The 13,295-nt window shown below is 63.0% G+C and carries 10 protein-coding genes; 2 read left to right on the top strand and 8 right to left on the bottom strand.

Annotation, left to right across the window (positions count from 1 at the left end; genetic code table 11):
- Nucleotides 1-3: 3 nt before the first annotated feature.
- The 6 genes from D3242_RS10640 to D3242_RS10615 form a co-directional block, all read right to left on the bottom strand.
- A complete protein-coding gene (locus D3242_RS10640; protein WP_064981047.1) occupies nucleotides 4-1,002 on the bottom strand; it encodes an alpha-ketoacid dehydrogenase subunit beta in 999 nt (332 codons plus the stop codon).
- Nucleotides 1,002-2,030: a thiamine pyrophosphate-dependent dehydrogenase E1 component subunit alpha gene (locus D3242_RS10635; RefSeq protein ID WP_064981048.1), complete on the bottom strand. Its 1,029-nt coding sequence runs from the start codon at nucleotides 2,028-2,030 to the stop codon at nucleotides 1,002-1,004. Before D3242_RS10635 ends, D3242_RS10640 begins: the two co-directional genes overlap by 1 nt.
- Nucleotides 2,031-2,032: 2 nt before the next feature.
- Entirely contained in the window at nucleotides 2,033-3,361 is a 1,329-nt protein-coding gene (locus tag D3242_RS10630; protein WP_064981049.1) for an NAD(P)H-dependent oxidoreductase, read from the bottom strand.
- A gap of 324 nt (nucleotides 3,362-3,685) precedes the next feature.
- Entirely contained in the window at nucleotides 3,686-6,238 is a 2,553-nt protein-coding gene (locus D3242_RS10625) for a patatin-like phospholipase family protein (protein ID WP_064981050.1), read from the bottom strand.
- A 96-nt stretch (nucleotides 6,239-6,334) separates the two neighbouring features.
- A complete protein-coding gene (locus D3242_RS10620; protein ID WP_064981708.1) occupies nucleotides 6,335-7,093 on the bottom strand; it encodes a phosphodiesterase in 759 nt (252 codons plus the stop codon).
- 72 nt (nucleotides 7,094-7,165) lie between these two features.
- Nucleotides 7,166-7,954 (bottom strand): 3-hydroxybutyrate dehydrogenase, encoded by a 789-nt coding sequence (locus tag D3242_RS10615; protein ID WP_064981051.1) that lies wholly within the window; start codon nucleotides 7,952-7,954, stop codon nucleotides 7,166-7,168.
- 244 nt (nucleotides 7,955-8,198) lie between these two features.
- On the opposite strand from D3242_RS10615, the gene D3242_RS10610 reads away from it, so the two are divergent.
- Nucleotides 8,199-8,987, top strand: coding sequence for an acetoacetate decarboxylase (locus tag D3242_RS10610; protein WP_064981052.1), 789 nt, complete (start codon nucleotides 8,199-8,201; stop codon nucleotides 8,985-8,987).
- Nucleotides 8,980-10,140: a patatin-like phospholipase family protein gene (locus tag D3242_RS10605; RefSeq protein ID WP_064981053.1), complete on the top strand. Its 1,161-nt coding sequence runs from the start codon at nucleotides 8,980-8,982 to the stop codon at nucleotides 10,138-10,140. The genes D3242_RS10610 and D3242_RS10605 overlap by 8 nt, the downstream gene beginning before the upstream one ends.
- A gap of 108 nt (nucleotides 10,141-10,248) precedes the next feature.
- On the opposite strand, the gene D3242_RS10600 is transcribed toward D3242_RS10605, so the two are convergent.
- The gene (locus D3242_RS10600; RefSeq protein WP_064981054.1) at nucleotides 10,249-11,859 is read right to left on the bottom strand and encodes an inorganic phosphate transporter; all 1,611 of its coding nucleotides are present in this window, start codon (nucleotides 11,857-11,859) and stop codon (nucleotides 10,249-10,251) included.
- Nucleotides 11,860-11,957: 98 nt separating this feature from the next.
- Nucleotides 11,958-13,172: an ROK family transcriptional regulator gene (locus D3242_RS10595; protein WP_064981056.1), complete on the bottom strand. Its 1,215-nt coding sequence runs from the start codon at nucleotides 13,170-13,172 to the stop codon at nucleotides 11,958-11,960.
- Nucleotides 13,173-13,295: the final 123 nt, after the last annotated feature.

Genomic DNA, 13,295 nt, shown 5'->3' with positions numbered 1-13,295 from the left:
GTCTCAGCGAACCCCTTTGACGAGGTCGCGCGCGGCGGTGATGATGTCGGGAACCTGCGGCACCGCGGCTTTTTCGAGCTCGGGATTGTAGGGGATCGGCGTCTCGGCGCCGCCCAGCCGCACGATCGGCGCATCGAGATAGTCGAACGCCTCGCTCTCGGCGATCATCGCGCTGACCTCGGCGCCGATGCCCAGCGTCTTGACCGCTTCGTAGACGCACATCAGCCGCGACGTCTTCTTGACGCTGTCGATGACGGTCTGCTTGTCCATCGGCCGGATGGTGCGGAGATCGACGACTTCGACGTCGATGCCTTCGGCTTCCAGCGTGGCGGCGGCGTCGAGCGCCTTCTGCACCATGATCGAGGTGGCGACGATGGTGAGGTCGCGGCCTTCGCGGCGGATGTCGGCCTTGCCGATCGGCACCGTGTAATAGCCTTCGGGCACCGGGCCCTTCATCTTGTAGAGCAGCTTGTGCTCGAAGATCATCACCGGATCGGGATCGGCGACCGCCGCCAAAAGCATGCCCTTGGCATCATAGGGCGTCGCCGGCTGGATGACCTTGAGCCCTGGCACGTGCCCGAGCCAGGCTTCCAGGCTCTGGCTGTGCTGGGCCGCCGCACCCGTGCCCGAGCCGGCGGGAAAGCGCATCACCACGGGAACCGAAACCTCGCCGCCCAGCATGAAGCGCATCTTGGCCGCCTGGTTGACGATCTGCTCCATGGCGAGCGTGGCGAAGTCGGAAAACTGGAATTCGAAGATCGGCCGCATGCCGGTGAGCGCCGCACCCACCGCCACGCCCGCGCCGCCCAGTTCCGAGATCGGCGTGTCGATCACCCGCTCGGTACCATAGCGCTCGACCAGATCGCCGGTCACCTGGAAGGCGCCGCCATAGACGCCAATATCCTCCCCCATCAGGAAGACGCGTTCGTCCATGTCCATGGCGATCGCCATGGCTTCCTGGATCGCCTGGGCGTAGCTCAGTTCACGCACCATCGCGTCCATCACGCCTGCTCCGTATACACGTAATTTCCGGTCTCGCTGACGTCAGGCGACGGGCTCACCTTGGCGAACTCGATGCCGTCGGCGATCTCCTGCGCCACCCCACTGCGAATGGCCTCGATGCCCTCGTCGTCGATAAAGCCGAATTCGCGCAGCTCGTTCTCGAACAGCGTGATCGGGTCGCGGTTCGACATCCAGTCCTCGATCTCTTCCTTGGTGCGATAGCGGTTGCGGTCGCTCTTGGAATGGCCGCGATGGCGGTAGGTCTTGGATTCGATCAACGTCGGCCCCTCGCCGGCGCGGGCGCGCTCGACGGCCTTGTAGGAGGCCTCGGCGACTTCCGAGAAGATGTTGCCATTGACGATGACACCGGGCATCGAATAGGCGGCGGCGCGGTCGGCGATGTTCTTGACCGCGGTGGAACGGGCGGTCGAGGTCGACATGCCGTAGCCATTGTTCTCGCAGACGAAAATGACCGGCAGCTTCCAGACCGCCGCCATGTTGAGCGCCTCGTGGAAGGCGCCTTCATTGTTGGCGCCGTCGCCGAAGAAGGAGACGACGACCTTGCCGGTCTTCATCATCTTGGAGGAGAGTGCCGCCCCGACGGCGATCGGAATGCCGCCGCCGACAATGCCGTTGGCGCCGAGGTTGCCCTTGGCGACATCGGCAATGTGCATCGAGCCGCCACGGCCCTTGCAGTAGCCCGTGGTCTTGCCGAAGAACTCGGCGAACATGCGCTTCACCTCGGCGCCTTTGGCGATGCAATGGCCATGGCCGCGATGCGTCGAGGTGATCTGGTCATCCTCGCCAAGCGGCATGCAGATGCCCATGGCGCAGGCTTCCTGGCCGATCGACAGGTGCATGGTGCCGTGGATCAGGCCGCGCATGTAGCTTTCCTCGGCGCCCTCCTCGAAGCGGCGGATGAGGTACATCTTGTAGAGCACCTGCTTGAGCTGCTCGGCGCTGTACTGACGATAGACAAAAGGCAGGTTGGCGCGACTGTCCGCGACGGCTTTGCTGGCTCCGGCCATGATCAGGCTCCCGCGGTTCCGTAGACGAGCTTGTCCTGGCGGGCGCGCAGTTCGGCGATCTTGGAGCCCGGAGCCGGGGCGGCATTGGCATAGGTGATGAGCTCGCCCTTCTTGATCGGCGCGGTGACCGAGCCGCCCTGCAGCAGGCCGCAGGGAATGGCCTTGGCGGCATGGGCTTCGGGCGCCGTCATGATCCAGGCGCGGTAGCAATATTCGCCGATCGCATCGAGCTTCTCGCCGGGCTGCATGTCCTTCTTGGCCACGGCGGCGACTTCGGCCACCGGCTTTGCCAGAGGCACCATGTCGGCCTTGCCGTAGAGCACGACGCGGGCACAGGTCAGCGGCACTTCGAGCGAGGTCAGGTGATAGGGGCGGTGGAAGGTGAAATACGGACCCTTGCCCATCTTCAAATCTTCCATGCGCTCCGAAATGCGCGGATGCGACATGTCGGCGACGACGAAGACGCCGGGCGCAACGCCCTTGCCGATCGAGTAGTCGACGACGCCGACCCTGGACAGCACGCCGCCGTCCTTTTCGGGCACCAGCACTTTCGAGAGCTCGCCGAGGGTCGCCGCCGGGCCATGCATGCCGGCCTTGTCGGGCACCAGCCCGGTGGCGTTGGCGATCGCCGCCATCTCGACCATGGTCTTCGAACCATCGACGAATTCGACCAGCATGCGCACATTCATATGCCGGCGCTTGGCCTCTTCCTCATAGGCGGGCGGCGTGGCGTCGATGTTGAGCGGATTGTTTTTGCCCTTGCCAGCGGCAACGATCGGATGGCCCATGGCCGAGACGAATTCGATCAGCTCCATGCAGGAGGACGGCTCGTCGCCGGCGCCCAGCGAATAGGTGACGCCGAGCCGGTCGGCCTCACTCTTCAAATAGGCGCCGATGGTGACGTCGGCCTCGACATTCATCATCACCAGATGCTTGCCGTGTTCCATGGCGCGCAGGCCGATTTCGGCGCCGACGGCGGGGACGCCGGTCGCGTCGATGACCACGTCGATCAGATCATTGTTGATGACCAGGCTGGCGTCATTGGTGACCGCCACCTTGCCGGCCTCCATGGCAGCTGTCATCGCCGAAGCGTTCGACACTTCACGCGCATGGCCGGTTTCCTGGAAGGCGATGTCCACCGCCTTGCTGGCGGCCGGCAGGTTCAGTTCCGAGATCGCGCCGATCTCGATGCCGGACATATGGGCGACGCGGGTGACGATGTCGGTTCCCATCTCGCCGGAGCCGATCAGGCCGATGCGGATGGGCTTGCCCGACTTGCCGCGCTCATCGAGATCGCGGGCAAGGCCCGTCAACGAAACATTGGAAGCCATTCCGCTCATTCCTCCCACATTGCAGGCTTGTTCATTCGCTTGACGGGTATTGAACATCTGTATTTCTGTCAAGACTAATGTCCAAATCCGTGTGCTTTTGGAAACTTTCCAGCACCTCCTTCCCGAGCCCTTTCCGGCGGCGAACCGGACCAGGACCTGTCGCCTCCGCGCAACTCCGTGCTTTCAGGGGATCAGCCGACCGGCGATGCGGCAGGGCTCTCGATCGACAGGGCTCACCAGGTTCTCGGCTGCGTGATGGAGCGCGCGGGGGATCGTCATGCGGCGACATCGAACGCATCGCCGGGCCAGTCGCCCATGGCGGCGCTATATCATCGCATCCTGCTGGCGCTGCACGATCTTCTCCACGGCGTCGCCAGGCACGTTGAGTTCGGTCAGTGCCCTCCCCACAGCGCCCGGCCAGTCCGGAACCGGGCAGCTCTTCAAGCTGGCGAAATGATCCTTGCCGGTGAAGAAATTGCGGGTCGCGTGGAAGCCAAGTGCGCGATAGACCTCGAACTGTTCCTCGTTGAAGAACTGATCCAGGGTGGTTTGGTGCGGGAACTGCGGATACCGTCTTCGATAATCGCGGATCATGTCGCTCTCGTCGCCGCTCATGCAGGACTTGATGTAGATCAGGACACCGTGCTCGTTTCCGCCATAGTCGATACGACCGATCGCCACGTGCGGCCCCTGGAACCGCGCCTCGTCGGTCGAGGCGTTGACAAGACTGTCCTCGGTCGCCAGCGCATTGGAGCGACGCAGTTCGGACCATGGCAGATCTATGAGGATGCCGAGATCAATTCGCGCGTAGCGTTCGACCCGGATAAGCGAGTTGAAGTCGAGCGTCGGGTCCGCTTCCGCGTCGGCAACGACGATGACCTTGCAGCGCCGTTTCAGCAGTTCATACAGGCCTAGATTGTCGCAATGGCCGCCATCCGTCAGGTAGACGTTGCTCGTCAGTTCATCGACCCTGCCAATCGCCTCCTTGGCAAAGTACCAGGGTGCGATATTAGCCAGCAATCGCCGCAGGCCGGTACGACCGCGGAGAAATCGCGGATTTGGAAGCCAGTACCCCAGGCGGACATTCAGTGCGGCAAGGCTGAACGTCAGGATCCGGATCGTATTTGCGCCCATATTGGCCGACGCCGCCGCGCCGGAGATGGCCATTGCCGTGCCGAGATTGAGATTGCGGTCAGCGCGCTCGAGCGAGATCGTCGCGGCATAGCCAGTGGCCTGGCTGCCGGTGTAGATGGGACTGAAGACGAAGGAATCTGCGCTGCGACCACGGCGACCGAGATAGGGCGATCCCTCCAGATTGACCGCAGTGTTGATGAGCAGGTACGGCGAGAACCAGACGGAATCGGCCCACTTTCCCGGAGATCCGGGCTTGAGCGAAGTCAACTTGAACTGATCGACATCGGTTGACCGTTTCCGAGCCTGCCTGTCTTTCAGCCGCTTTCTCAAATCAGCAAGGATGTGGCTCTTTTCGGCAAGCTCGTTCCTGGCACTCTCTTTCAGCTTGTCCAGGCGCCAGAGAAACGCCCTGCTCAAGCGGTCCCGATAGTATCCGTGGAGGGAATTCGCGTTGGGTGTCACCAGCAACGACAGGACGATGAGCACACCGGCCAGAACCGCATAGGTCATCCTGGTGTTTCCAATGACCGTGTCTCCAGCGCCGATCCCCGCATAGGAAAGCCCCAGATAGATGCACCACAGCAATATCGGCACGACCATTGCCAGACAGTAGAGCAGTATCTTTGAGGCAAGATGCCTGGCCGTCCCGGTCCACGAATCGTCGCTCTTCGAGGCCGCCGCTACGGCAATCAGCTTGTTGCCGAAGGCAGCAAGGGCCGCCGACATGCCGGCAAGCACGGTCCAGAGCCCTTTGAGAGACGTAGGGGCGTGGATCAGGATGCAGCCGACCCAGTTGATCTCGGAACAATCGTCTGGCGCCTTGGCCGCATCGAAGAAGCCCGCCAGGACATAGGCTTGAAACTCGAAGAAGGCGATCAGCAGGCAGACGATGAAGAAGAGCGCCAAGATCCTGCTGGCCATTTCTCGCTCGACAAGTGTCGTCATGCGGTCGGTCCGGCTGGAAGGCCGAAAGGCAAATATCGAATAGCCGATCTGGACGAGTCCCAGGACCACTGCCATCAGGATCGACCAATAGAACACGTTCCCTGAATTCTGGGTCAGCTTGTGAAGAATGGGTAGCCGCAGCGACGTTTCGGTCGGATTGATCAGGATGGTCAACCAGGCGAGCGTCAACAGCGCGGCTAGGAAGATCATCGCATTGATCAGCAGCCCACGCATCACCACAACGAGGCCGACGACGACATCGATCATTCCCTTCGGCGCCAGATAGTTGGAGTAGTCCCGGATGTGCTGTGTCTCGAGGGTTTCAGGACCGCCGAGCGTGCTTGTGAACGGAAACTCGCCATTGGTCTGCATCAACCCGGCGACCAGCGACGTGCCGATGTAGCCGCCTCCGGAAACCGTCGACATATAGTCGATATTCTCGAACACTTTCGGCCGGTCCTTTTCTGTGATGGACTCCAGCGCCTGCAGCACCCCCATGCAAAATGCCGCCGAACGAATGCCACCGCCCGAGCACGCCAGACCAGTCAGGTCGCGGTCCGTCTTGACCACGGGATAGAGGTTGCCGCGTTCGTCTTCTTTGTCCGCCCCTGCCACATTGACTTGGGTGGCTGACGGCTTGGCGGCAGGCCCGTTCACGGTCTTGATGTCCGGTGCGTGTCTGGCCGCAACCAGTTCCCGGCGCCGTGTAACAACCGACGCCTCGGCGGTCATAACCTCATAGAACGAGATCGGCGAAGCTTCCTCAGTGTCGCTGGGCATGGCACTCTCGGCGCGCATGATTGCTCTACGGTTGCACAAGATGCTCCTAAAACACGAAGAAAGACATGGCGCGATGGCGCTATCGCGTCCTTGTCCCCCTCTGTTGGCGGCACATTATCCGGCGACGGGAAGATCGTGGAAATGCGCGATCACCCCCTCCGCATCGATGAAGATCACCGCATAGGCGGGCGGCTCGTGACCCAGGCTCCAGCGCTGCGAAAAATCGAGGGCGGTCTGGTGGTTGGTGCTGCGCAGCGTGCTGACGGGAATGCCGCGCCAGCTGCCGGCGATCGGCCGATGGACGTGGCCGGCGAAAATGTGGCGGACATTGCCGTGGCGCGACAGCATGTCATGGAAGGTATCGGCGTCGGCAAGCCTGACCTCGTCGAGCACTGGCATGTGTATCCGGAACGGCGGGTGGTGCATGAACAGGAGGACCGGCCGGTTGCCCGCCTCTTGCAGCCGTTCATCAAGCCATTCGAGCCGCGCGGCGCACAGCCTGCCCTCGACATGGCCGCTGTCCAGCGTGTCGAGCAGGATCAGCCGGCCCTCTGTGCCATCGAACACGCTCTGCACGAACCCCTGCTCGGCGGCGGCATCGGGGAACATTTCGAGGAAAAGCGCCCGGTCGTCATGGTTGCCGAGCATGAGCCGGCAGGGCTGCGAAAATCGCGCCAGCCTGTCGCGCAACGCCGCATAGGCGGCGCGCTCGCCATCATTGGTCAGGTCGCCCGAGATCACCACCATTTCGGCATCGGCGTGGTTCTGGCCGATGTCGGCAAGGCAGGCGTCCAGCCTTGCCAGCGGATCGGAGCCGTAGAGCAGGCCACCCGGCGTCATCAGATGCGGATCGGAGAGCTGGATGATTTTCATGGACCTGACCGTACCCTTCCCGCCGGCGCCGCGTGGCGCCAACCAGAAAACGCAACGCCTCGATTGCCCCCTCTACTGCGCCGTCCAGCCGCCGTCCATCGGCAGGGTCGTGCCGGTGATCTGCCTGGCCGCATCCGAGCATAGGAACAGTGTCAACGCCGCAAGTTCCTCCACGGTGACGAATTCCTTCGTCGGCTGTGCGGCGAGCAGCACGTCATGCTTGACCTGTTCCTCGGTCATGCCGCGCGCCTTCATCGTGTCGGGGATCTGCTTCTCGACCAGCGGCGTCCAGACATAGCCGGGCGCGATGGCGTTGACCGTGATGCCGTCCTGCGCGACTTCCAGCGCCACCGTCTTGGTCAGCCCTGCAATGCCATGCTTGGCCGACACATAGGCCGACTTGAACGGCGAGGCGACCAGCGCGTGCGCCGAAGCCGTGTTGATGATGCGGCCCCATTTGCGCGCCTTCATGCCCGGCACCACAGCCTTGATGGCATAGAAGGCCGCCAGAAGATTGATGCGGATGATGGCTTCCCATTTGTCGTCGGGAAACTCCTCGATCGGCGCGACGTGCTGGATGCCGGCATTGTTGACCAGGATATCGAGGCTGCCGAACGCCGCCTCGGCATCATGCACCATGGCGCTCACCGCCGCCCCATCCATCATGTTGGCGTCGGAGTAGCGGCATTTGACGCCGAAATCCCTCTCGATGCCCAAGCGCTCCTGCTCGATGGCCGCAGGGTCGCCAAGACCATTGATGGTGACGTTGGCGCCCTCGGCGGCGAAGGCGCGGGCAATGGCCAGGCCGATACCGCTGGTCGAGCCGGTGACGAGGGAATGCTTCGAAGACAGGGAACCCATGGTGATCTCGCGAGAGGAGGGAGGGAATGAGAGGATATAATTGTGCGTCGCAACATGACAATGACAGAGCCATATGTCGGTGCGATTACAGCCAGACGGCAGCCCCGGCACGACCCCGTCCGCTGCGAAACCACGGTCGCTTGCCTGACACGGCACTGTCATGGTGCCGTGCAACATAATCGGCTGCGCATTCGCGCGGTCATTCCTGAACGAAATTCATCCGACAGAACCTTGGGGGTGCAGCTTGGAAATCACCGACGTCGTGAAGCGCGCCTATGCGATGCCGCTGACCAACCCGTCCTTCCCGCCCGGTCCCTACCGTTTCTTCGACCGCGAATACATCATCATCACCTATCGCACGACACGCGAGGCGCTGGAGGCCGTGGTGCCGGCGCCCCTGGAAATCGACGAACCGCTGGTCAAGTATGAATTCATCCGCATGCCTGACTCCACCGGATTCGGCGACTACACCGAGACCGGCCAGGTCATTCCGGTGAAGTACAAGGGCCAGCATGGCGGTTACGTCCACTCGATGTATCTCGACGACGACGCGCCGATTGCCGGCGGCCGCGAGCTGTGGGGCTTTCCGAAGAAACTGGCCAATCCCAAGATCGTCCACGAAGGCGAGGTGATCGTCGGCACGCTGCATTATGGCAGCGTCCTGTGCGCCACCGGCACGATGGGCTACAAACACCGGGAAGCCGATCACGATTCCGTGCTCGCATCGCTGGCCGCGCCCAATTTCCTGATCAAGATCATCCCGCATGTCGACGGCACGCCGCGTATCTGCGAGCTGGTGCGCTATTATCTCACCGACATCATGCTGAAGGAGGCCTGGACGGCGCCGGCGGCACTGGACCTGCGGCCCCACGTCATGGCCGACGTGGCGAAGCTGCCGGTGCTCGACATCGTCTCCGCAGTCCACTTCAAGGCCGATTTGACGCTTGGGTTGGGCGAGGTCGTCCACGACTATCTCAGTGATCACAGCCGGCTCGCAACCAGCACAACCCAGCCGGAGAAAATTCGTGCTTGAACGCCACCGAAACAAGGAAGCCGCCGCCACGATCGCGGAGATTTCGGCGCAATATGACCGCATCGCTTTGGTGTTCCAGGGCGGCGGCGCGCTCGGCGCATACCAGGCCGGCGTCTACCAGGCGTTGGCCGATGCCGGCTGCGAGCCGAGCTGGCTGTCCGGCGTGTCGATCGGCGCCATCAATGCCGCGATCATCGCCGGCAATGAACCCAGCCGCCGCCTGCAACGGCTCGAACAGTTCTGGCAAACGATCTCGGGCCGCAAGATCTGGAGCTACACGCCGGAAGGCGACATCTACCGCGACATTCGCAACCGTACCTCGTCCTGGATGACGATGACCATGGGCCAGCCCGGCTTCTTCAAGCCGCGCAACCCCAACCCATGGTTCGAGCCGCAGGGTGCGGAGGGCGCCACCAGCTTCTACGACACCGCCGAGCTGAAAGACACGCTGGAGAGCCTGATCGACTTCGACGTGCTGAACGACGGCAAGAAGCGGCTGAGCGTCGGCGCGGTCAATGTCCGCACCGGCAACTTCGTCTATTTCGATACCGACAAGGTCCGCATCGGACCCGAGCACATCATGGCCAGCGGCGCGCTGCCGCCGGCCTTTCCGTCGGTCCGCATCGAAGGCGAATACTATTGGGACGGCGGCATCGTCTCCAACACGCCGCTGCAATATCTGCTCGACCAGGAAGAGGACCGTTCGTCGCTGGTGTTCCAGGTCGACCTGTTCAGCGCGCGCGGTGTGCTGCCGCGCAGCATGCCGGACGTGCTGTCGCGCCACAAGGACATCATGTATTCCAGCCGCACGCGCCAGAACACCGACAATTTCAAGCGCATCCATGGCCTGAAGATGCGCCTGCTCGATGCGCTCAAGCGCGTGCCCAAGGAGCAGCTGACACCGGCGGAAGAAGCGCTGATCGCGGACTATTCGGACGCCGGTTTGGTCAACATCGTGCACCTGATCTACCAGCACAAGGGCTATGAAGGTCACGCCAAGGACTACGAGTTCTCCGGCACCTCGATGCGCGAGCATTGGGAGACCGGCCTGGAAGACACGCAGCGCACCTTGCGCCATCCCAAATGGCTGACCATGCCGGCCAATGCCGACGGCGTCACCATCCACGATCTGCATCGCGAAGACCCGACCTGAAATCGACAGGCCAGCGTAGAGGCCGGGACTTTTCCTCTATCCTCTGAGACCCCAAACGAAAACGGCGCCGCAAGCGGCGCCGTTTTTGCGTAGTGCACTGCGCTCCGCTCAGAACACCTGGCGGAAGACGATGAACAGCACGAAGGCAAGCGCGATCGAGCACGGCAGGGTCAACACCCAGGCCAGCAGCAGGTTGCGCACCGTAGACCATTGCAGGCCCGAGCCATTGGCGGCCATCGTTCCGGCGACGCCCGACGACAGCACATGGGTGGTCGAAACCGGCAGGCCGAGCCGGTCGGCCATGCCGATGGTCACCATGGCGACGAGTTCGGCCGCCGCACCCTGGCCATAGGTCAGGTGGCTCTTGCCGATCTTCTCGCCGACAGTGACGACGATGCGTTTCCAGCCGACCATGGTGCCGAGACCCAGCGCCAGCGCCACCGCGATCTTCACCCAGAGCGGGATGAACTTCGTCGCATTGTCGACGGCCTTGTGGTAGTCGGTCACCGCCTTGAGATCGGCGGCCTGCATCGGCAGCAGTTGCTTCTTGTCGATCAGCTTGAGCGCCTCGCCGATCAGATAGATGTCGTTGCGGGCGTTGCTGACCAGATCGGTCGGTACATTGTCGACCGACGCATAGGGCTGCAGTCCAGCCGTCGTGTTGTGGATATAGGTCTGCAAGGCGACCGTAGTCTTGTCGCTCCAGCTGCGGGTGCGCACGGCATCCTGGACGGCTGCCTTGGCATCCTTGGCATCCGTGACGGTGACACCAGGCTTCGCATATTTGCCAAGCGCCGTTTCAACATTGGCCGAAGCCGACTTGTAGGCTTCGAGATAGTTGATGTCGGGCGTGCGGTTCAGCGCATAGGCCGTCGGCACCACGCCGATCAGGATCAGCATGATCAGGCCCATGCCCTTCTGTCCGTCATTGGAGCCATGCGCGAAGCTGACGCCGGTGCAGGTGAAGATCAGCAGGCCGCGGATCCACCAGGGCGGCGGCGTGTTGCCCTTCGGCGCCTCGTAGAGCGCCGGATTACGCACCAGAAGCTTCATCGCATAGAGCAGGATCGCGGCGGCGAAGAAGCCGATGATCGGCGACACCAGCAAGGTCACGCCGACATTGGTCGCCTGCGACCAGTCGACGCCGCTGGTGGCGCTGCCGGACGGCGCCATGAACTGGTTGGCGAGGCCGACGCCGATGATCGAGCCGACCATCGTGTGCGAGCTCGAAGCCGGCAGGCCGAGGAACCAGGTGCCGAGGTTCCACAGGATGGCGGCGACGAGCAGCGCGAACACCATGGCAAAGCCGGAGGAGGAGCCGACCTGCAGGATCAGCTCGACCGGCAGCAGAGACAGGATGCCGAAGGCCACCGCGCCGCTGGAGGTGAGAACACCAAGGAAATTGAAGACGCCCGACCACATGACGGCGAATTCGGCCGGCAGGGAGCGCGTGTAGATGACTGTCGCCACCGCATTGGCGGTATCGTGGAAGCCGTTGACGAATTCGAAGCCGAGCGCGATCAGCAAGGCGATGCCGAGCAGGATCCATGGCACCGTCTTGGCCACCGCCAGGTCCTGGCTCAGCGCGTAGCCGACATAGACCACTCCGACCAGCACAAGCACGCCGAAGGCCGGCAGAAACCACGTCGCGCCGCCCGAACTGTGCAGCGGATGATCCGGTCTCGGAATGCCCGCCTCACTAGAAACTATGTCCACCATGTCCCACTCCTATTGCATTGCAGCAAAGAACTGGGAAAGACGCTATGTCCGCACGATGAACCCTGTGTGACGCCGAGACGCTTCGGCCTCGGGAGTTCCTATGCCGGAGCGGAACGCGTCTTCAGGATCGCCGAGAACAGCGGATCGAAGGCGCGGCTGATCGGCGCCGCGGCCGCACCGAGCGCGATCGACCAGGGGTCCGTGGTGCCGACCTGCAGGCGCGGCAGGTTCCTTGCGGGCCGATCGGCGATCGACGGCAGCAGCGGGTGCATCGCCTCGACGAGCCGGCGCGCCAGCGCTTCCGGCGCACCGCTGGTCAGGATCACGGTCTTCGGATCGAAGATCGTCTCGATGAGATGCACGCTCCAGCGCAGATCATGCGCGGCCCCGTCGATCCAGGCCATCATCTTCGTATCCTCGGCCAGCACCAGGGCGTTCATCTGTTCGTAGATATCGCTGTCCGCCGGATTGAGGTCGAGATGCTGGTAGAGCGAGGCCAGCGAGGCGCGGTGCTCGAGCGGCGTCGAGCCTGGGCCGGCCGGCGCCAGCAGCGCCATGCCGATTTCGCCGGCATTGCCATGGCCGCCGCTATAGAGTTCGCCATTGAGGATCAGCCCGGCGCCGATGCCGTAGCCAACATAGAGACAGACCGCGTGGTCGACGCCGTGCGCCGCGCCGACGATACGTTCGGCAGTGGCGCAGGCGGCGGCATCGTTCTGCAGGCCGACATTCAGCCCCGTGCCTTTGGCCAGCGTCTCCAGCAGCGGAAACTTCTGCCAGGCCGGCATCATCCATTTGTCGTCCGAATCCTTCAGTCCGAAAGGACCGGGCATGGCAACGCCGAGACCGACCAGCCGTTTTTCCGACTGCGCGGAAATGCCGGCCAGGTCACGGCGCACACCTGCAATCAGCTTCAGGATGATCTCGACGCCCTTCGACGGCTCATCGAAAGGCAGGTTCGCCTCGGCCCGCGCCAGCACGCTGCCCATCAGGTCGACGGCCACCGCGCGCGTCAGATGGCGGTCGATATGCAGGCCGATGGCGAAGGCGCCTTCGGGCACCAGCCTGTAAGGGGTAGACGGTTGCCCCCTGCCCTTGCGCACCGCGTCCAGCGCGACGACCAGGCCGTCGCTTTCGAGATCCTCGATGATGTTGGAGACCGCCTGCTTGGTGAGCTGCGTCGCCCGCGCCAGGTCGGCCCGCGACAGGGCGCCATTTAGGCGTAGCGCCTCGATCATGACCCGGCGGTTGTGTGCGCTGGTGCCTTCCTGATTGGTGCCGCTTTTGGCGCGGATCGGGCTGATGTCGTCCACCGGCTTTTCCCCTCTTGACTCCATTAGAATATTGATCGACTAATTAAGTCAAGCGAGTTGACTTAATGCAAACCGAATGTCCCGAAAACAAGATGGCCAAGGCCTTCCGCCTGTCGCCACTGG

It is taken from the genome of Mesorhizobium jarvisii, assembly GCF_003601985.1.
GTDB classification, from domain to species: Bacteria; Pseudomonadota; Alphaproteobacteria; order Rhizobiales; family Rhizobiaceae; genus Mesorhizobium; species Mesorhizobium jarvisii.
This window is presented reverse-complemented; position numbering and strand designations above follow the sequence as displayed.